The organism is Isoptericola sp. NPDC055881 (assembly GCF_053615895.1).
This window is the reverse complement of record NZ_JBSHCR010000010.1, coordinates 1-20,252: the sequence shown is the minus strand read 5'-3', so window position 1 is coordinate 20,252 and position 20,252 is coordinate 1. Positions and strand designations below refer to the sequence as shown.

Annotated in this window: 15 protein-coding genes; 9 read left to right on the top strand and 6 right to left on the bottom strand. The window is 74.4% G+C overall.

What is annotated here, in order from left to right; genetic code table 11:
• Window positions 1-12 precede the first annotated feature (12 nt).
• Window positions 13-675 (bottom strand): TetR/AcrR family transcriptional regulator, encoded by a 663-nt coding sequence (locus ACWGKI_RS05020; protein WP_452185166.1) that lies wholly within the window; start codon window positions 673-675, stop codon window positions 13-15.
• Between the two features lie 185 nt (window positions 676-860).
• On the opposite strand from ACWGKI_RS05020, the gene ACWGKI_RS05015 reads away from it, so the two are divergent.
• Both ACWGKI_RS05015 and ACWGKI_RS05010 read left to right on the top strand, forming a co-directional pair.
• Complete coding sequence (locus tag ACWGKI_RS05015) at window positions 861-2,390, top strand: MFS transporter (protein WP_452185164.1); 1,530 nt, start codon at window positions 861-863, stop codon at window positions 2,388-2,390.
• An 80-nt stretch (window positions 2,391-2,470) separates the two neighbouring features.
• Window positions 2,471-4,942 (top strand): glycogen/starch/alpha-glucan phosphorylase, encoded by a 2,472-nt coding sequence (locus ACWGKI_RS05010; RefSeq protein ID WP_452185162.1) that lies wholly within the window; start codon window positions 2,471-2,473, stop codon window positions 4,940-4,942.
• Between the two features lie 53 nt (window positions 4,943-4,995).
• On the opposite strand, the gene ACWGKI_RS05005 is transcribed toward ACWGKI_RS05010, so the two are convergent.
• On the bottom strand, window positions 4,996-6,837 hold the full coding sequence (locus ACWGKI_RS05005) for a helicase HerA-like domain-containing protein (protein WP_452185160.1): 1,842 nt from the start codon (window positions 6,835-6,837) through the stop codon (window positions 4,996-4,998).
• Window positions 6,838-6,990: 153 nt separating this feature from the next.
• Between ACWGKI_RS05005 and aztD the strand changes: the two genes are divergently transcribed.
• From aztD to holA, 5 genes are all read left to right on the top strand, one after another.
• Entirely contained in the window at window positions 6,991-8,316 is a 1,326-nt protein-coding gene (gene aztD, locus ACWGKI_RS05000) for a zinc metallochaperone AztD (protein WP_452185158.1), read from the top strand.
• Window positions 8,317-8,367: 51 nt separating this feature from the next.
• Window positions 8,368-9,246, top strand: coding sequence for a DegV family protein (locus tag ACWGKI_RS04995; protein WP_380241923.1), 879 nt, complete (start codon window positions 8,368-8,370; stop codon window positions 9,244-9,246).
• Between the two features lie 82 nt (window positions 9,247-9,328).
• Window positions 9,329-10,480, top strand: a complete 1,152-nt coding sequence (locus ACWGKI_RS04990) for a ComEA family DNA-binding protein (protein ID WP_452185156.1) — start codon at window positions 9,329-9,331, stop codon at window positions 10,478-10,480.
• 77 nt (window positions 10,481-10,557) lie between these two features.
• Complete coding sequence (locus ACWGKI_RS04985) at window positions 10,558-13,071, top strand: ComEC/Rec2 family competence protein (RefSeq protein WP_452185154.1); 2,514 nt, start codon at window positions 10,558-10,560, stop codon at window positions 13,069-13,071.
• 42 nt (window positions 13,072-13,113) lie between these two features.
• Window positions 13,114-14,148 carry a DNA polymerase III subunit delta gene (holA, locus tag ACWGKI_RS04980; RefSeq protein WP_452185152.1) on the top strand — a complete coding sequence of 345 codons (1,035 nt, stop codon included), beginning with the start codon at window positions 13,114-13,116 and terminating at the stop codon, window positions 14,146-14,148.
• A 165-nt stretch (window positions 14,149-14,313) separates the two neighbouring features.
• Here the strand turns inward: holA and rpsT are convergent, their stop codons facing one another.
• The 4 genes from rpsT to ACWGKI_RS04960 form a co-directional block, all read right to left on the bottom strand.
• On the bottom strand, window positions 14,314-14,574 hold the full coding sequence (rpsT, locus tag ACWGKI_RS04975; protein WP_380245324.1) for a 30S ribosomal protein S20: 261 nt from the start codon (window positions 14,572-14,574) through the stop codon (window positions 14,314-14,316).
• 227 nt (window positions 14,575-14,801) lie between these two features.
• Window positions 14,802-15,344: a type II toxin-antitoxin system PemK/MazF family toxin gene (locus ACWGKI_RS04970; protein ID WP_452185150.1), complete on the bottom strand. Its 543-nt coding sequence runs from the start codon at window positions 15,342-15,344 to the stop codon at window positions 14,802-14,804.
• A gap of 135 nt (window positions 15,345-15,479) precedes the next feature.
• Window positions 15,480-16,277: a maleylpyruvate isomerase N-terminal domain-containing protein gene (locus ACWGKI_RS04965; protein ID WP_452185148.1), complete on the bottom strand. Its 798-nt coding sequence runs from the start codon at window positions 16,275-16,277 to the stop codon at window positions 15,480-15,482.
• 25 nt (window positions 16,278-16,302) lie between these two features.
• Entirely contained in the window at window positions 16,303-16,866 is a 564-nt protein-coding gene (locus ACWGKI_RS04960) for a type 1 glutamine amidotransferase domain-containing protein (protein ID WP_452185146.1), read from the bottom strand.
• 201 nt (window positions 16,867-17,067) lie between these two features.
• On the opposite strand from ACWGKI_RS04960, the gene lepA reads away from it, so the two are divergent.
• Window positions 17,068-18,942, top strand: a complete 1,875-nt coding sequence (gene lepA / locus ACWGKI_RS04955) for a translation elongation factor 4 (protein WP_380245320.1) — start codon at window positions 17,068-17,070, stop codon at window positions 18,940-18,942.
• The gene (gene hemW / locus ACWGKI_RS04950) at window positions 18,942-20,198 is read left to right on the top strand and encodes a radical SAM family heme chaperone HemW (RefSeq protein ID WP_452185143.1); all 1,257 of its coding nucleotides are present in this window, start codon (window positions 18,942-18,944) and stop codon (window positions 20,196-20,198) included. The genes lepA and hemW overlap by 1 nt, the downstream gene beginning before the upstream one ends.
• Window positions 20,199-20,252: the final 54 nt, after the last annotated feature.

The window sequence follows — 20,252 nt, the reverse complement described above, 5'->3', positions numbered from 1 at the left end:
TCCGACCTCGGATCAGCCCGGCTCGGGCAGCGAGCGGGACGTCGACGGGGCGGTAGCCAGCGGGACCAGCACCTCCAGGAGGAGCCGGTCCACGTAGGCGGGGTCGATCTCGGCGCCCTCGACGACCTTGCGGTAGGAGACGAGCGCCGGGACCACCGTGCTCACCAGGTCGAGGTCGCGGTCGGCCGGCACCTCCCCGCGGTCGCGGGCGCGCTCGAGGAGCGCTCGCATCTGCTGGACCTTCGGCCGCACGAAGCTCGCGTGGAACTGCTGGGCGATCTCCGGGTCGCGACGGACCTCCGCCATCAGGCCGGGGATCAGGCGGTCGGTGGCCGCGTTCTTGCGGGCGCGCCGCAGCTGCTCGAGCGCCCGCAGGTCGCCCTCGAGCGAGCCGGTGTCCGGGACGTCCGCGGGGTCCAGGTCGTTCCCCAGCCCGCAGGTCACGGCGTCGACGGCGAGGTCCGACTTGGTCGTCCAACGGCGGTAGAGCGTGGCCTTGCTCGCTCCCGCGCGCCCGGCGACGGCGTCCATCGTCATGCCCTCGTAGCCGACCTCGGCGAGGAGCTCCCGGGCGGCGTCGAGGATCGCGACGTCGCGGGACGCGTCGCGGGGTCGCCCGCCGCGCACGACGGGAGCGGTCGGTGCGTCGTCGACGACGTCGTCGGCGGCCTTCATGGTGGTCCTTCCGTCCGTTCCTCGGCCTCCGGCTCGCCTCCCGGGCGGGTGTTCGCTCTGGGTGAACTGTCGGAGTATTTCGATACTCAGCGGTTTCGAAACTGCTGAGTACCGCTTAGGGTCGATCGTACCCGCGCCGGCACGTCCGGCGGCCGGGTCCCTCCGTCCCCTCGGGAGCACCCTTCATGACCACCCCTCCGGCGCCCTCGCGCGCCGCCACGGATCCTCGCCGTTGGCTGGTCCTGGCCACGGTCGCCATCGCACAGCTCATGGTCGTGCTCGACGCGACCATCGTGAACATCGCCATGCCCTCCGCCCAGGCCGAGCTCGGCTTCAGCGACAACGACCGCCAGTGGGTCGTCACCGCCTACGCCCTCGCGTTCGGCAGCCTGCTGCTCCTCGGTGGCAGGCTCTCGGACCTGCTCGGGCGTCGGCGCACGTTCCTCGTGGGGCTCGTCGGCTTCGCCGTCGCGTCCGCGCTCGGTGGTGCGGCCCAGAGCTTCGAGATGCTCGTGGCCGCCCGCGCGCTCCAAGGCGTCTTCGCCGCCGTCCTCGCCCCGTCCGCCCTCTCGCTCCTGACCACCACCTTCACCGAGCCGGCCGAGCGCGGTCGGGCGTTCGGCGTCTTCGGCGCGATCGCCGGCGTGGGCGGAGCGGTCGGCCTGCTGCTCGGCGGCTTCCTCACCCAGAACTTCGACTGGCGCTGGAACCTCTACGTCAACCTCGTCTTCGCGGCGATCGCCGTCGTCGCAGGGCTCGTCCTGCTGCCTCGCCACGAGCAGGTCCGCCGCCAGCGGCTCGACGTCCCCGGTGTCGTCCTCGGCTCGGGCGGACTGTTCCTCCTGGTGTACGGCTTCTCCCAGGCGGAGCCCCAGGGCTGGGACTCGCCCTGGACGTGGGGCCCGCTCGTCGCCTCCGCCGTGCTCCTGGTGGCGTTCGCCCGCTGGCAGGGACGCACGGCGCAGCCGCTGCTGCCGCTGTCCATCGTCCGCGACCGCGACCGCGCAGGGTCGTACGTCGGCATCTTCGTCGCCGGAGTGGGCATGTTCGGCGTCTCCCTGTTCCTGACGTACTACCTGCAGGCGACGATGGGCTACGACCCGATGCGCACCGGCGTGGCGTTCCTGCCGATGGTGGTGGCGACGATCGCCGCTGCCCAGGTCGCCACCAACCTCACCCTGCCCCGCCTGGGTGCCAAGGTGCTGGTCCCCGCCGGCCTCGCGAGCGGCGCGGTCGCGATGGCCTGGCTCTCGCGCCTCGACGTCGACAGCACGTACGCCTTCGGTGTCCTGCCGGGGCTCGTGCTCCTCGGCATCGGCATGGGCAGCGTGATGCCGCCGTCGATCCAGACGGCGACGAGCGGTGTCCAGGGGCCGTACGCGGGCGTGGCGTCGGCGATGGTCTCGACGTCCCAGCAGGTGGGCGGCGCGGTCGGGACGGCCGTGCTCAACACGCTCGCGGCGACCGCCGCGACGACGTACGTCGCCGACCACCTCCCGACCACGCCCGCCGTCGTGGCCCAGGCCGCGGTGCAGAGCTACGACCTCGCCTTCACCTGGTCGGCCGGGATCTTCCTGTGCGGCGCGCTGCTGACGGGCGTGCTCTTCCGGACCCGGGGCGCGCGCGACCGCCGGGCGGCGTCGGCCGCCGCCCAGGTCGGCACGGCCCCCACGCCCGCCCCGGTCGCCGGCGCGGCGCAGCCTGCCCGGGCCTGAGCCGTCCGGAAGGCCTGCCGTGCGGCCCGGCCGTCGTCCCACGCGGGGACGGCGGCCGGGCCCGTGTGTAGGGTCATGACGTGACCGAGACCACGCCTCTGATCACCAGCCCGGAGCCGACCGTCGAGGGGTTCGTGCGCGAGTACCTGCGCGAGCTGAACTTCTCGCAGGGCACGATCCTGGAGCGGGCCACGCCCAACGACCAGTACCTCGCCCTCGCGCGCACGGTGCGGCACTATCTGATGTCCCGGTGGATGCAGACCACGGTGAGCCAGTACCGCACCCAGACCAAGGCGGTGGCCTACCTGTCGGCGGAGTACCTCCTGGGGCGTCAGCTCGACAACGCGCTCATCGCGACGGGGCTGGAGGAGGTCGCCGTCGAGGCGCTCGCGAGCCTCGGCATCGACCTCGACGAGCTGCGCGCGGTCGAGGTCGAGCCTGGCCTCGGCAACGGCGGCCTGGGTCGCCTCGCCGCGTGCTTCGTCGACTCCCTCGCGACGATGAGCGTGCCGGCGATCGGGTACGGCATCCGGTACGAGTACGGCATCTTCCGGCAGACCTTCACCGACGGACGTCAGGTGGAGGAGCCGGACAACTGGCTCGACAACGGCGCGCCGTGGGAGTTCGCGCACCCCGAGCACGAGGTCACCGTCGGGTTCGGCGGGCACACCGAGAAGTACACGGACGACGGCGGCCGCGAGCGCTCCCGGTGGGTGCCGGGGTGGCAGGTGCTCGGCGTCCCCTACAACTACATGGTGCCGGGCTACCGGAACGGGCGGGTCAACACGCTGCGGCTGTGGAGCGCCCGGGCGACGCACGCGTTCGACCTCAAGATCTTCAACTACGGCGACTATGCCGAGGCGGTCCGCTCGCAGACGTTCGCGGAGAACATCTCCAAGGTGCTGTACCCGGAGGACTCCACGCCGCAGGGCAAGGAGCTGCGGCTGCAGCAGCAGTACTTCTTCGTCGCGTGCTCGATCCGCGACTTCCTCGACCAGCTGCTCCCGCCGGGCTTCGACCTGCACGACCTGCCCGACCGCATCGTCTTCCAGCTCAACGACACCCACCCGGTGATCGCGATCCCCGAGCTCATGCGGATCCTCGTGGACGAGCGCGGCTTCGAGTGGGACGACGCCTGGCAGGTGACGCAGCGCTGCTTCGCGTACACGTGCCACACGCTGCTGCCCGAGGCCCTGGAGGTGTGGCCGGTGGAGCTGGTGGGGCGGCTGCTGCCTCGCCACCTGGAGATCATCTACCGGATCAACGAGGAGTTCCTGGCGCAGGTGCGCGAGCGCTCCGGCGGCGACGAGCTCCTGGTGCGGCGCATGTCGATCATCGCGGAGCACCCCGAGCGGTCGGTGCGGATGGCGTACCTCGCGACCGTCGGAGGTGCGAAGGTCAACGGCGTGGCCGAGCTGCACTCGCAGCTGCTGCGCGACAAGGTGCTCGCCGACTTCGCCGCGTTCTGGCCGGAGAAGTTCACGAACGTCACGAACGGCGTCACGCCGCGACGCTTCCTCAAGCTCGCCAACCCGGGGCTGTCGGCGCTGGTCACCGAGGCGATCGGCGACGGCTGGGTCACCGACCTCGACCGGCTGCGGGAGCTCGAGCCGCTCGCCGACGACGCCGAGTTCCGCCGTCGGTTCCGCGAGGTGAAGGCGGCGAACAAGGATCGGCTGGTGTCGTTGCTCGCGGCCCGCGACGGCATCGACATCGACCCGGCCACGATGCTCGACGTCATGGTCAAGCGCCTGCACGAGTACAAGCGCCAGCTCCTCAAGCTGCTGCACGTCGTGACGCTCTACGACCGGATCACGTCCGGGGAGCTGGCCGTGCAGGACGTCACGCCGCGCACGGTCGTGTTCGGCGCGAAGGCCGCGCCGGGCTACGTGATGGCCAAGGAGATCATCGCGCTGATCAACCACGTCGGGGCGGTCGTCAACGCGCACCCCGACGTCTCGACGGTGCTGCGCGTCGCGTTCCCGGCGAACTACAACGTCACCGTCGCCGAGACCCTCATCCCGGCGGCCGACCTGTCGGAGCAGATCTCGCTGGCAGGCAAGGAGGCGTCCGGGACGGGCAACATGAAGTTCGCCCTCAACGGCGCCCTGACCATCGGCACCGACGACGGCGCGAACGTCGAGATCCGGCAGCTCGTGGGCGACGAGAACTTCTTCCTGTTCGGCCTCACGGAGCCGGAGGCGAGCGCCATGGCGGAGGCCGGCTACCGCCCGTCGGCCTACTACGAGGAGAACGCCTCGTTGCGGCGCGCGCTCGACCTCGTCGCGCGGGGCACGTTCTCCGGGGGTGACGCGTCCGTCTTCGAGCCCGTCGTGTCCAACCTGCTCAACGAGGACCGGTTCATGGTGCTCGCGGACTACCAGGCCTACCTCGACGCCCAGGAGCGGGTGGAGCGGGCGTACGCCGACCCGGACGCGTGGAGCAGGTCGGCCGTGCTCAACGTGGCGCGCTCGGGGTTCTTCTCATCCGACCGCTCGATGCGTGACTACCTGAGCCGCATCTGGCACGCGGCGCCGCTGACGACCGACTGACGGGGCAGCGGCGACCGGGCGACCCGGTCGGGTGACGACAGGTCGGGCCGCGGTCAGCGCCGCCGGCGCGTGCCGAGGACGGTGCGGGTGATCTCCCGTGCCAACGTCGTGCCGACGGTCGTGAGGATGGCGTCCACGGGACTGCGGGAACCCCGCTCCGTGGTGCCGGACGGCCGGGTCCTGCGGGAGCCCGCGCCGTCCTGCCGGCGCGCCTGCGCCGCCTCCTTCTCCAGCTCGGCGGCGCGCTGGGCAGCCTCCCGGATCGCGGCGTCCTGCGCGGCGCGTGCCTGCAGCAGCTCGTACGCGGACTCGCGGTCCACGGCCGCGCCGTAGCGGGCCTGGCCGGGCGACGCCGCCACCACGGCGTCGAGCACCTGCTGGGGGGCGGGGTCCATGGACGCCTGCGGAGCCCGGACCCGGGTCCATGCCACAGGGGTGGGGGCGCCCTTCTCGTCGAGCAGGGTGACGACGGCCTCCCCGGTGCCCAGCGACTGCAGCAGCCTCTCGAGGTCGTACGGCGACCTGGGGAAGGTCCTGGCCGCGGCCCGCAGCGCCGTGGCGTCGTCGGGGGTGAACGCGCGCAGCGCGTGCTGGACGCGGTTGCCGAGCTGGGCCAGCACGTCGGCGGGAACGTCCTTGGGGGACTGGGTCACGAAGAAGACGCCCACGCCCTTGCTGCGGATCAGCCGCACCGTCTGGACCACCTGCTGCCGGAAGTCCTTGGAGGCGTCGGTGAACAGCAGGTGCGCCTCGTCGAAGAAGAACACGAGCCGCGGCTTGTCGGGGTCGCCCACCTCCGGGAGCTCCTGGAACAGCTCGGCGAGCAGCCACATGAGGAACGTGGAGAACAGGGCGGGCCGGTCCTGCACCCCCGGGAGCTCCAGCGCCGAGATCAGACCGCGTCCGTCCGGCGCGGTGCGCAGCAGGTCGGCGGTGTCGAACGCGGGCTCGCCGAAGAACACGTCGCCGCCCTGGGCCTGCAGCCCGACGATCTCGCGCAGGATGACCCCGGCCGTCGCGGCGGACACGCCACCGATGCCCTTGAGCTCGTGCCTGCCCTCGTCGGAGGTCAGGTAGGCGACCGTCGACTGCAGGTCCTTGAGGTCGAGCAGCGCGAGCTGCTGTGCGTCCGCCCAGTGGAAGATCAGCTCCAGGCTGGAGGACTGCGTGGCGTTGAGGCCGAGCACCTTGCTCAGCAGCAGGGGTCCGAAGTCGGTGACGGTGGTGCGGATCGGGACGCCGGTACCCAGGCCGCCGAGGGAGTAGAGCTCCACCGGGTACGACGTCGGGGCCCAGCCCTGCCCGATGCTCGCCGCCCGCGCCGCGACCTTCGGGTCGTCCCGGCCGGCGACGGCGAGGCCGGACAGGTCGCCCTTGACGTCCGCCAGGAACACCGGGACGCCCTGGGCCGAGAGTCCCTCGGCCATCCCCTGGAGGGTCTTGGTCTTGCCGGTGCCCGTGGCGCCGGCGACGAGGCCGTGCCGGTTGAGGGTCGCCAGGGGAAAGCCCACCTGGACCGTCGGGTCGGGGGTCGGGTCGCCGCCGAGCGGTCCCGTCAGGAGCGCCCCGAGCGCGAGCGTGGCGCCCTGCGACGCATAGCCCGCGCGCACCTCGTCCGCATATCCCGGTGGTGCCGCGGCCTGCGCGGCCGGCAGCTCGGTCGTGGGCGCGGCGTCGGGCGCGTCCGCGGGTGCCTTCGCCTCGGGTGCCTTCGCCTCGGGCGCCGGGTCGTCGGTGAGCGACGGCGGCGCGGTCCTGTGCGCGGCCTCGGCCGCCTCGAGGGCGGCTTGCGCGGCGGCAGCCCTGGCCTCCGCGGCCTCGGCCGCTGCCTGGGCCGCGGCGGCCCGGAGCGCGGCCAGCCCGGCGTCCTCGGTGGGCGGTGTCCCCTCGGCCATGCGCCGCACGCTAGCGCGGGGCCCGACGAGGTGCGCGGCGAGCGTCGAGAGTCCGGACACAACAGTTGAGAACCGTTCTCACATCTGCTTCACTGAACGCGCACCTGAGAAGCATTCTCAAATGCGGTCCCTCTGTCGATCCTGGAGACACCCATGCCTTCCCCCACCCGCCCGCCGCGCGCCCCGCGTCGCGCCCGCCGCCTGCCGGCGCTCGGCGTCGCCCTGTCCGTCCCGGCGGCGCTCGCCGCCTGCGGCACGGCCGAGCCCGCGGCCGACCCTGCCGCCTCCACCGCCTCCACCGCGGAGACGACGGCGCAGGCCACCGAGGCGGCGGCACCGACGCCGCGCCTGGCCCTCACGTACGACGGCGGCGTCGTCGTCCTGGACGCGCAGACGCTCGACCAGGTGGCCGACCTGCCGCTCGAGGGCTTCACCCGACTCAACCCTGCCGGGGACGGGCGGCACCTGCTCGCCTCCACGACCGGCGGGTTCCGCGCGCTCGACCTCGGCGCCTGGGGGGAGGCCCACGGCGACCATCACCACTACTGGCGCGCGGAGCCGCGCCTCACCGAGGTCACCTACCCCGCCGCAGAACCGGGGCACGTCGTCGTCCACGACGGCCGTACCGCGCTGTTCGACGACGGGACCGGGCAGGTGACGGTACTGGACTCCGCGCACGTGGCCGCGGGTGACGCCCCGGTGCGAGAGCTCACCACGCCGTCCGCGCACCACGGCGTCGCCGTGGCGCTCGCCGACGACACGCTGGTCGTCACCGAGGGCACCGAGGAGTCACGGTCGGGCGTGCGCGTCCTGGACGCGGACGGTCACGAGGTGGCGGCGAGCGACGCGTGCCCCGGCGTCCACGGCGAGGCGGTCGCGGCGGACGAGGCCGTCGTCCTCGGCTGCGAGGACGGGGTGCTCGTGTACGCGGACGGCACGCTCACCAAGGTCGACGCGCCCGACGACTACGGCCGCATCGGCAACCAGGCAGGCTCCGAGGCGTCGCCGGTCGTGCTCGGGGACTACAAGGTGGACCCGGACGCCGAGCTCGAGGAACCCACCCGCGTCTCCCTCGTCGACACCCGCACCGGCACGCTGTCGCTGGTCGACCTGCCCGCCAGCTACACCTTCCGGTCCCTCGCCCGGGGCGTCGACGGCGAGGCGCTGGTGCTCGGCACGGACGGTGCGTTGCACGTCATCGACCCCGACGACGGCACGCTCCAGGCGTCGATCCCGGTGATCGACCCCTGGGAGGAGCCCGCGCAGTGGCAGGAGCCGCGCCCAGCCGTGCTCGCGCTCGACGGCTCGGTCTACGTGACCGACCCGGCCACGCGGACGGTGCACGCCGTCGACGTCGAGACCCGCACCGTGTGGCGGTCGACGACCCTGGACGTCGTGCCGAACGAGCTCAGCGGTGTCCCGGGCGGTGCGGAGGCGCCGGGGCAGCACGGTGAGCACGGGGACCACGAGCACGAGTGATCGCTCCGACGCCGCCCGGTGCGCCCGGGCGGCGTCGGTAGACTCCCGCCGATGCTCATCGACCCGCCCGCCGTCCGCGTCGTCACCGACTCGACGGCCTGCCTTCCCGCCGGCACGGCCGGCGTTGACGCGCCCGTCGTCGTCCCGCTCCGTGTCGTCGCGGGGGAGGAGTCGTGGCGCGAGGGCGTGGACATCACGCCGGAGGAGGTCGCCGCCCGGATCGCGCGGGGAGAGCGCCTCAGCACCTCGCAGCCCTCGCCGGGGGAGTTCGCCGCCGCCTACCGGGAGCTCGCCGCAGACGGTGCGCGTGCCGTGGTCGGGGTGCACCTGTCCGGTGACCTGTCCGGCACCGTGCGGGTGGCGGCCGCCGCCGGGCAGCGCAGCATGCTCCCCGTCCAGGCGATCGACTCCCGGACGGTGGCGATGGCCCTGGGCTTTGCCGCGCAGGAGGCCGCCCGGTGCGCAGCCGCAGGTCACGACGCCGTGGCGGTCGCCGCCCGAGCGCGGCAGGTCGCGGCGTCCAGCACCACGATCTTCCTCGTCGACTCGCTGGACCACCTGCGCCGCGGTGGCCGCCTGTCGGCTCCCGCCGCGGCTCTGGGCACCGCGCTGGGCGTGCGGCCGATCCTCACCGTCCGTGACGGGCGGCTCGAGATGGCGCACCGGGTGCGCACGCGGCGGGCCGCGCTGGACCGGCTGGTCGACCTCGCCCTGCACGCTGCCGAGGCGTGCGAGCAGCCAGGGGTCGCCGTGCACCACCTGGGCGTGCCGGACCGGGCCGCAGACCTCGCCGAGCGGCTGCGTGCCGGCAGCGGGGCCGAGCCGGTCGTGACGCCCGTGAGCGCCGTGCTCGGCGCGCACGCCGGGCCGGGGGCGCTCGCCGTGGTCGTCGCCGAGCTCGGCGGACACGATCACGGCGCCGTGCGCTGAGGACACTGCCCCCAGGCCGGCGTCGTCCACAGGAGCCGCCATGGCACCCCACCGCGAGAGGGTGCGAACCTAGCGTCGGCGCGTGACCACGACGCTCCCTCCCGACCCCGCAGCCACCGAGACCGGGCCCGCCACCCCGGGCGCCCCGGACCGCCGGCCGCCCACCGCCGGACCGTCCGCGGCCCTGGACGACGCTGCAGCGCGCCTGCGGGCCTGGCGCGCTGTCCGCGAACCGCCCGGAGCGGCCACCGGACCGCCCGGACCGGAGCGCGCCCCCTCCGTCGAGAGCGCCAGGGACCGGGTCGTTCCGGGTCAGGCGGCGGGTCCCCGGTGGGAGCCCGACGGCGGGGAACCGCTGCCCGACGACGACGGGCCGGCCGACGGGGACGAGCTCGGTGCCCGCCTCCGAGCACGGCGGTCGGCCCGGCACGTGGCCGCCGCGTACGCCGCCGCGCACGGGCACCCGCAGCTCGACGACCACACCGACCACGGCGGTGGCAGGCGTCGATGGTCGCTCGGCCTGCGTGCCGCCGTGGTGGCCTCGGTGGGGGTGCTCGTCGTGGCCGCGGTCGTCGCCGCCCTGGCGATGATGCAGCCCGACGACGTCGTCACCCTCGCCGGAGACGACCGTGGAGCAGTCGGGACAGCGAGCCCCGGCGCCGTCGCGACCCCCGCCCCCTCCGCCGCACCTGGCACGGAGCCGTCCGGGGCGGTCACACCGGTCGACGGCGAGGACCGGGGCGCCGAGACGACGGCGGGCGGCACGGGCACGGGGACCGTCGTGGTGCACGTCGTGGGTGAGGTGCGCGAGCCCGGCCTCGTCACGGTGCCGGCGGGAGCCCGCGTGGCGGACGCCGTCGCTGCGGCGGGCGGCACGACCCGGCGCGCGGACCCGGGGGCGCTCAACCTGGCCCGCGCCGTGGTCGACGGTGAGCAGATCCGGGTGCCGCAGCCGGGGGAGCAGGTCGTGCCCACCGATGCCGGCGCGGGCACCCGGGGCGGCACCGGCGACCTCAGCCGTGCCGACGGCAACGGCGCGGGCGGTCCCGTCTCCCTCAACACCGCGACCGCCGTGGAGCTGGAGGAGCTGCCCGGGATCGGGCCCGCGCTCGCCGGGCGGATCGTCACCTGGCGGGACGAGAACGGTCCGTTCACCAGCGTCGACGAGCTGGACGAGGTGTCGGGCATCGGGCCCTCCGTCCTCGGCCAGGTCCGCGACCTGGTGACCCTGTGACGCGGTCGGCGACGCTCGACCCCCTGGAGCCAGGAGGCGCGGCCGGCCTCGCAAGCCACATGCCGATGGCGGCGCCGGTGGCTCCTCCCCGGCGCGTGGACCTGCGTCTGGTGCCGGCAGCGCTGGTCGCCTGGGGAGCGGCCTGGGCGTGCACGGGCCCCGCGGCCCCCTGGGCGCAGGCCGTCTCCGCCGGCGCGCTCCTTGCCTCCGTGGGCGTGGGAGTGGGTGTGGGCGCGACGCTCGCACGGGCGGTGTCGCGGACACGCCCGCCGCGGGCGGTCCGATCCGTCGGAACCCAGGCTGTCCTCCTGCTGGTCTGCCTCGCTGCCGTCGCCCTGAGCGCGCACGTCCAGACCGCCCGACAGCTCCCCCTGCGGGAGCTCGCCGCCCAGGGGGCCCGCGCGGAGCTGGTGGGCCGGGTCGCGTCGGAGGGGAGGCCAGCGACGTTCGGCACCGGGACCCGGTGGGAGGTCTCCGTGCGGGAGATCTCTGCACGGGGCACGGGCTCCGACGCCACCGGACTCGTCGAGGTCACCTCCGACGGCCCGGCGCCGCGGTACGGGGCCACCGTCGCGGTGGCCGGCGTGCTGCGGTCCCTGCCGGCGGGCGACGGCCCGCTCGCCCGGCTCGCCGCGGCGGGGCCGGTCGTCGAGCGGGCGCCGCCGCACGCGGTGCTACGGACCACCCATGTCCTGCGGTCGGCGCTGCTGGACGTCACCGCGTCCCTGTCACCGCAGGCACGCGGGCTGGTCCCCGGCGTCGCGGTGGGTGACACGACCCGCGTGCCGGACGACGTCGACCAGGCCATGCGCGCCACGAGCCTCACCCACATCACCGCGGTGTCCGGCGGCCACTTCGCGATCGTCGTCGCCACGCTCACCCTCCTGTGCGCGCTGGTGCGGGCTCCACGCGGCGTGCGGGTCGCGGTCGTGGCGCTCGTCGCCGCTGCGTTCGTGCTGCTCGTGCGTCCGGAGCCCAGCGTGCTGCGCGCCGCCTGGACGTGTGCCGCGGCCCTGCTCGGGGTCGCGCTCGGGCGGCCCTCGTCGGGCGCCCCGGCGCTCGCGGCGGCCGCGACGGTGCTGCTCGTCGTGGACCCGTGGATGGCGCGCTCCTACGGGTTCGTCCTGTCGTGCGCGGCGACGGCCGGGCTCGTGCTGCTCGCCGGCCCGCTCGCGCGCCGGCTCGCGCCGTGGACGGGTCGTCCGCTCGCGTTCGCCCTCGCGGTGCCGTGGGCCGCGCAGGCTGCGTGCGGCCCGGTGCTGCTCCTGATCGACCCGCACGTGCCGCTCCTCTCGGTCCCGGCCAACCTGCTGGCGACCCCCGCGCTGGTCCCGGCGACGGTGCTCGGCCTGGTCGCGACCCTCCTTGCGCCGTGGGTGCCCGGGCTGGCCTCCGCGGTGGCCTGGCTGGCGGGGGTCGCCACGGGATGGATCGCCACGGTGGCCACGACGTTCGCCGCCGTCCCCGGGGCGCGCCTGCCCTGGCCTGGCGGGCTCCTGGGTGCCGCGGCCCTGGCGCTCCTGACGGCCACGGGACTGGCCCTCGTGCTGCGTCGCCCGCCTGGGGAGGGCTGGCGACGGGAGTGGCGGGAGGCGGCACCGCGCACGGTGCGGCGGATGCGACGAGGGGTCCGGAGAAGGGTCCGGCGAGCGATGGAGCGCCACGGCAGGGGTCGCGCGTCCGCCGTCGCGGGGCTGGCGGGGCTGGCCGGGCTCGCACTGCTCGCCGCACTCGTCCTGACCGTGCCGCGGCTCGTCGCCGCGGGGCACCGGGCGCCGCCGGACTGGCAGGTGGTCGCGTGCGACGTCGGTCAGGGCGACTCGCTCGTGGTGCGCTCGGGCCCGGCGGCCGCGGTGGTCGTCGACGCCGGACCGGACGGAACCGACGCCGGCCGCTGCCTCGACCGGCTGGGCGTCACCACCGTCGACCTCCTGGTGCTCAGCCACTTCCACGCCGACCACGTGGGCGGGCTGGCCGGGGTGCTGCGCGGCCGCACGGTGACGTCCGCCCTGGTCTCACGTCTCGACGCGCCCGCCGCGCAGGCCGCCGCGGTGCGCGCGGAGCTCGCGGCCGCGCGGGTGCCCGTCCGCACGGCCGCCGCGGGCGACACAGGGACCGCCGGCCAGGTCGCCTGGCAGGTGCTCGCCGCGGCCGGCGGCAGCGCCGACGGCCGAGGTGAGCGCGCGCCTTACGGCCGGACGGGCAGCGGCGAGGCGGACGGGGCGAACGACGCCAGCGTCGCGCTGGAGCTGCGGACGGCTTCGGGGCTCGACGTGGTGGCGCTCGGCGACCTGGAGGAGCCGGGACAGGAGTCGCTGGCCCGCACGCTCGTGGGGACCGGCCGCGCGGCCGACGTCGACGTGGTGAAGATGGCCCACCACGGTTCGCGGTCGCAGTCGAGGGCGCTCGCCCGACTCCTGTCCCCGCGGGTCACGCTCGTGAGCGTCGGGGCCGGCAACACGTACGGGCACCCCACGGACGACGCCCTCGAGCTGTACGGCTCGGTCGGGTCGGCGCTGGTGCGCACGGACGAGTGCGGCACCGCTGCGCTGGTCTCACGGGGGGACGAGATCGGGCTGGCCTGCGGGTAGCGCGGTGGCGGCCGCGTCGGCGGTTCGTGGCAGGCTGGGGGCGTGCCCGCCGCCTCGACCTCCCGCCAGTCCCGCCCCCCGCGACGAGGTGGCCGCACCTCGGCAGCAAACAGCCGGCCGTGGGACGAGCCGACCCTCGCGCCCGTGCTGCTGGTGCGCGGACCCGAGGGGCTCCTCGCCGAGCGCGCGGTCGACGGCGTGGTCGGGCTCGCGCGCGAGCGTGAAGCGACCACGGAGAAGGCGGAGCTCGAGGGCGGTACCTACGCGGCCGGGCAGCTCGCCGTCGCGGCCAGCCCGTCGCTCTTCGGCGAACCGAGCGTGGTCGTCGTGCGGGGCGCCGAGGCGGCCACCGAGGACCTCGTCGCCGACGTGGTCGCCTACGTCGCGTCACCCGACCCGGAGACGGTCGTCGTGGTGGTGCACGGCGGCGGGCAGCGCGGCAAGAAGATGCTGGACGCGATCATCGCCAGCGGCGCGCCGGTGCTGGAGTGCGACCCGATCACCAAGGACGCCGAGAAGGTCCAGTTCGTGACTGCCGAGTTCCGGGCGGCGCGTCGCCGGGCGGACGCTGCCGCGGTCCGCGCGCTGGTCGACGCTCTCGGCAGCGACCTGCGCGAGCTCGCCTCGGCGTGCTCCCAGCTCGTGGCCGACACGACCGGCACCATCAGCGAGACCGTCGTCGACCGCTACTACGGCGGCCGGGTCGAGGCCACGGGCTTCAAGGTGGCGGACGCCGCGGTGGCGGGCGACGCCGGCGGCGCCGTCGCGCTCCTGCGGCACGCCCTGGCCACGGGCGCCGACCCCGTGCCGATCGTCGCAGCCCTGGCCCTGCGGCTCCGGACGCTCGCACGGGTCGCGGCGATCCGCGGCGGTGCCGTCACGGCACGCGAGCTGGGGCTGCAGGACTGGCAGGTGCGCAACGCCCAGCGAGACCTGTCCCGCTGGACGCCCGAAGGGCTGGCCACCGCCATCGGTGCTGTCGCGCAGGCCGATGCCGACGTCAAGGGCGGCGGGCGCGACCCGGTCTACGCGGTCGAGAAGGCCGTGCTGACCATCGCCGGCTCCCGCCGGGGCTGACCGCCCGCTGTGCTGTGAGCGGGCTGTTGGCCCTCGTCCCGCCGTTTCGAGGGCCAACAGCCCGCCCACAACGTCGGCCGGGACGCGCGAAGGGCGCCGCACCCGGAGGTGCGACGCCCTTCGAAGTCTTGCCGGCCCGCCGTCAGACGGGCCGAGCGCGACGACTCAGAGAGCCTCGACGGACTTCGCGATGGCCGACTTGCGGTTCGCGGCCTGGTTGGCGTGGATGACGCCCTTCGAGACAGCCTTGTCGAGCTTGCGCGAGGCAGCCTGCAGCGCGGTGGCAGCGGCCTCCTTGTCGCCCGCGGCGACGGCCTCGCGCACCTTGCGCACGTAGGTCTTCAGCTCAGACTTGACGGCCTTGTTGCGCTGGCGCGCCTTCTCGTTCGTCTTGATGCGCTTGATCTGGGACTTGATGTTGGCCACGTGTGGACTTCCTGGTGTGTTCGCCTGCCGGCGAGCGGATAGGTCGTAGAGGGCGGCCACAGCTCCGGGACTGGGGTGGGGAACCCGTGGAGAGGAACTGCGGCGGTGCCCGCCGACCTGGGCGGACACGCAAACATCAACGATAGCAGAGGGCTCCTCGGCGGGAGAACCGCCGGAGTGTGTGGCGTTCCGCACCGCGGGGCGCCAGGTCGAGCATCCAGCGGTCGTCAGCGACGCGCTCGCGCCATCGCCCGGGCGACCTCGTCGAACGTCCGACGGTCCAGGACCGCGCCCTCGCGGCGTACGGCCCCGGGGTCCACCCGGATCACCCGGTTCAGTCGGACCTCGCTCGGGCGACCCTGCGAGTCCCAGGCACCGGTGCCGACGTCCATCCACAGCCGCCCGTACCGCGCCTCCTGGGCCGCGTCGCGGTCGTGGTCCTTGCTGGTGAGCTGCAGGCCGAGCAGCCACGGCCCGTCGCGGCCGACCAGCAGCACCGGCCGGTCCTTGCCCCGCGCGTGGTCCTCCTCGAAGGGCACCCAGGTCCACACGACCTCACCCGGGTCCGGGTCGCCGTCCGGCCGCGGCGCGTACACGGTCTTCACAGGGCCGGAGTAGTCGCCGGGGTAGCCCGCGCCCCCGGGGTGCGGGGAGGTCGGGGCCGCGTGCTGGGAGCGGGGCTTCGTGGTCGTGCGGGACGACCCTCGAGAGGACGACCGTGTCGCCGAGCGCAGCACGTCCACCAGCAGGTTCAGCCATCGGTTCGCCACGGCCGACAGCCTACGTGCGGCTCGTCCGAGAGCGAATCCGGGGCGGGGGACCGCCGTCGTCTCCGGTGTCCCCGCGTGGCAGGCGCCGGGCCGCGTCCCTGCTGTGGTCCGGCCAGGTCCGGCCAGGTCTGGCCGTCAGGGAACGAGCGGTGCGTCCAGCAGCCGCCGCGCGGCGGCTGCGTCGCCGTCGACGACGATGCCGGCCTCCTCGGCCGTCAGGCGCCCCCACAGGAGCAGGGCGAGCCGGTGCGCGGGCCCGCGCACGGCCGCGGTGGCGTCAGCCTCGGGGGCGCCGAGCAGCCACGACCAGCCGAGGTCGGTCGCCTCGACGCGCACGGCGTCGGCGGGCGGTGCCATCCGCCCCAGGTGCACCTGCCGGGGCTGGAACATCGTGATCACCTCGTCGACGGCGTCCCCCCACACGGTGGCCTCGACCGCGACGTCGCCGAGGGCGGCCGTCGCCGAGCCGGCGCGGGCTGCGTGCAGGTCGTGCAGGTGCACGAGCGTCTCGTGCACCTGCCGCCGCCACCAGAACGACGCGGGTCCGTCGCCGAGCAAGGTCCGCGCCGCGCCGTCCGGTCCTGCGGCGTCGAGCGTGGCGCGCAGGGCGGTCGCGTGCCGGCGGTAGAGGGCGGCGAGCCCGGGCGCCCCGCCCGCGGGCTCGGGCAGCTCCTCCGACCGGGTCGGGTCGCCCACCGCCATCCCGGCCGCCCAGTGGTGCACCCCGGCGAGGTGGAGGACCAGGTCGCGCGCCCGCCAGTCGCCGCACGCCGGGACGCGGGCGTCGAGGTCGGCGTCGGCGACGGCCGCGGCGAACTCGTGCTGGAGCGTGGCGAGCAGCGCGAGCCGGTCCGGCTCGGGCCCGCGGTCGGTGCGACGCCCGGTCCGCGGGTCGACGTCGGGACGGGACGGGGCTGCGGTGGGCTCGCGCATGCGCCGAGGCTAGCGCCCTCGCAGGTCAGGCGGTGAGGACGGCGTCGACCTGGCCGAGGAAGTCGTCCAGGTCGTCGGGCGTGCGCGAGGTCACCAGCGGGAACCCGGCGCCGTCGTCGTGCACGACGGCGCGGTCCACCCAGGTGCCCCCGGCGTTGCGGACGTCCGTGGCCAGCGAGGGGTACGAGGTGAGCGTCGCGCCGCGCACGAGGTCGGCCTCGACCAGCGCCCACGGGCCGTGGCAGATCGCCGCGACGGGACGTCCGGACGTCGCGAACTCGCGGACGAGCTCGACGGCGCGGTCCTGCAGGCGCAGGGCGTCGGCGTTCAGCGTGCCGCCGGGGACGAGCAGGAGGTCGAACGACGCGCCGTCGACGTCCTGGAGGCCGGTGTCGGCGGGCACGGTGCGTCCGGGGTCCTTGTCGCCGACGAGGGTGCGCACCTCGCCCGCCTCGTCCGAGGCGACGACGACCTCGGCTCCCGCGCCGCGCAGGTGCTCGAGCGGGACCACCAGCTCGTCCTGCTCGACGCCGTAGCTCGTCGCGATCGCCAGCACGCGCTTGCCGGTCAGGTCGGTCTGGTCGGCCATGTCAGGGCTCCTCACGTCGTCTTGCCGGGTGTTCCCCGACCGTAGGCAGCGACGCGGGATGCCCGCACGCGGGTGGGTCGCGGCGCCGGCGCGCGCGACGTCGCGGGGGCCGGACGGCACGGGGCGGGGTCGTGGGACAATGGCCGGGCCTCGCCACCACCGACGGCACCCACCCAGAGACCCTGACGGAGCGAGATCGCGTTGCCCATCCCCGGACCCGCGCTGCGTGCGCGCATCGAGCCGAACGCCACTGCGCCGGAGCTCATCCGCAACTTCTGCATCATCGCGCACATCGACCACGGCAAGTCGACCCTCGCCGACCGCATGCTGCAGCTGACCGGCGTCGTGGAGCCCCGGGCGATGCGGGCGCAGTACCTCGACCGCATGGACATCGAGCGCGAGCGTGGCATCACGATCAAGTCGCAGGCCGTGCGCATGCCGTGGCAGGTGGCCGACGAGCCGTTCGCCCTCAACATGATCGACACGCCGGGCCACGTGGACTTCACCTACGAGGTGTCCCGTTCCCTCGCGGCGTGCGAGGGCGCCGTCCTGCTCGTGGACGCCGCTCAGGGCATCGAGGCCCAGACGCTCGCCAACCTGTACCTGGCGATGGAGAACGACCTCGAGATCATCCCGGTCCTCAACAAGATCGACCTGCCCGCCGCGCAGCCGGAGAAGTACGCGGAGGAGCTCGCGAACCTCGTCGGCGGCGACCCGGCGGACGTGCTCAAGGTCTCGGGCAAGACGGGAGCGGGAGTCGAGGCCCTGCTCGACCGCATCGTGGAGCGGATCCCGGCGCCGGTCGGCGACGCCGACGCCCCGGCCCGCGCGATGATCTTCGACTCGGTCTACGACACCTACCGCGGCGTCGTCACCTACGTGCGCGTCGTGGACGGCAACCTCAACCCGCGCGAGCGCATCGCGATGATGTCGACGCGCGCGACGCACGAGCTGCTCGAGATCGGCGTCATCTCGCCGGAGCCGATCCCCACGAAGGGCCTGGGCCCGGGCGAGGTCGGTTACCTCATCACCGGTGTGAAGGACGTGCGCCAGTCGAAGGTCGGCGACACGGTCACCAACATGGCCAAGCCGGCCGGGACGGCGCTCGGCGGGTACAGCGACCCCAAGCCGATGGTGTTCTCGGGCCTGTACCCGGTGGACGGCACCGACTACCCGGCCCTGCGCGACGCCCTCGACAAGCTCAAGCTCAACGACGCCGCGCTCAACTACGAGCCGGAGACGTCGGTAGCGCTGGGCTTCGGCTTCCGCGTCGGGTTCCTCGGCCTGCTGCACCTGGAGATCGTGCGCGAGCGGCTCGAGCGCGAGTTCGACCTGGACCTCATCTCCACCGCGCCGAACGTCGTCTACGACGTCACGCTCGACGACGGCACCGAGGTGAAGGTGACCAACCCGTCCGAGTTCCCGGGCGGCAAGATCAAGGAGGTCCGCGAGCCCGTGGTGCGCGCGACCATCCTCGCGCCGAGCGAGTTCGTGGGCACCGTCATGGGCCTGTGCAACGACCGGCGCGGCCAGATGCTCGGCATGGACTATCTCTCGGAGGACCGCGTGGAGCTGCGCTTCACGCTTCCCCTCGCCGAGATCGTGTTCGACTTCTTCGACCACCTCAAGTCCCGCACCCGCGGCTACGCGTCGCTGGACTACGAGCCCTCGGGCGACCAGGCCGCCGACCTCGTGAAGGTCGACATCCTGCTCCAGGGCGAGCAGGTGGACGCGTTCAGCGCCATCGTGCACAAGGACAAGGCGTACGACTACGGCGTCATGATGACGGCGAAGCTCAAGGAGATCATCCCGCGCCAGCAGTTCGAGGTGCCGATCCAGGCCGCGGTCGGAGCCCGCGTCATCGCCCGGGAGACCGTGCGCGCGATGCGCAAGGACGTCCTCGCCAAGTGCTACGGCGGCGACATCAGCCGCAAGCGCAAGCTGCTCGAGAAGCAGAAGGAGGGCAAGAAGCGCATGAAGAACATCGGGTCCGTCGAGGTCCCGAAGGACGCCTTCATCGCCGCGCTCTCCTCCGACGGCGGCGGCGGCAAGGACGCCAAGGACAAGAAGAAGTAGTGCCCGCTCTGCCTGACGGCGTCCCCGTGCCGGCCGACGGCGCCCTGCCCGAGTGGGTGCGCGCGCCGGCCGGGGCGGCCGGTGCCCGGCCGTTCGGCGTGTACGTGCACGTGCCGTTCTGCACGGTCCGGTGCGGGTACTGCGACTTCAACACGTACACGGCGGCCGAGCTCGGCGGCGGCGCCAACCAGGCGGCGTACGCGACGACGGCGCTGCGGGAGGTCGCTCTGGCCGCCCGCGTGCTCGACGACGCGGGGCTGGGCGGCCGTCCCGTCTCCACCGTCTTCTTCGGCGGCGGCACGCCCACCATGCTGCCTGCCGCCGACCTGGCGCGGGTGCTGCGCGGCGTGGACGACGCGTGGGGGCTGGCCGACGACGCGGAGGTGACCACCGAGGCGAACCCGGACTCGGTCACCCCCGAGTCGCTGCAGGTGCTCGCCGACGCAGGCTTCACCCGGGTCTCGTTCGGGATGCAGTCGGCCGTGCCGCACGTGCTGGCCACGCTGGAGCGCACCCACGACCCGCGGCGCGTGCCCGACGTCGTGCGCTGGGCCCGTGACGCAGGCCTGGACGTCTCCCTCGACCTCATCTACGGCACGCCCGGGGAGTCCCTCGACGACTGGCGGACGTCGCTGGAGGCCGTGCTGGCCACCGGCGTCGACCACGTGTCGGCGTACGCGCTCGTGGTGGAGCCCGGGACGAAGATGCACGCCCAGGTGCGGCGGGGCGAGGTCGCCCTGCCCGACGAGGACGATCAGGCGGCGAAGTACGAGCTGGCCGACGACCTCCTCACCGAGGCAGGCCTCGGCTGGTACGAGGTGAGCAACTGGGCGCGCGGGCCCGAGCACGCGTGCCGGCACAACCAGGCGTACTGGCGCGGCGACGACTGGTGGGGCGTCGGTCCCGGGGCGCACTCCTACGTGGCCGGCGCGGACGACGGCGAGCACGCCGGCGTGCGCTGGTGGAACGTCAAGCACCCTCGTCGGTACGCGGCGCTCCTGGAGGACGGTTCGTCCCCGGGCGCCGGGCGAGAGCTGCTCACGACCGCCGAGGCCCAGCTCGAGCGGGTGCTGCTCGGCGTGCGCGTGCGCGAGGGCCTGGACGTCGACGCGCTGGACCCGTCGCGCCGGGCGGCGGTCGCCGGACTCGTGGCGCGCGGCCTGCTCGACGGGGTCGAGGCCGTGCGCGGCCGCGTCGTGCTCACCCGCCAGGGCCGCCTGCTCGCCGACTCCGTCGTCCGCGAGCTCACCCCCTGACGGGCGTCGAGCGTGCTGACTTGATCCTCAAACCGCCGGTTTGAGGATCAAGTC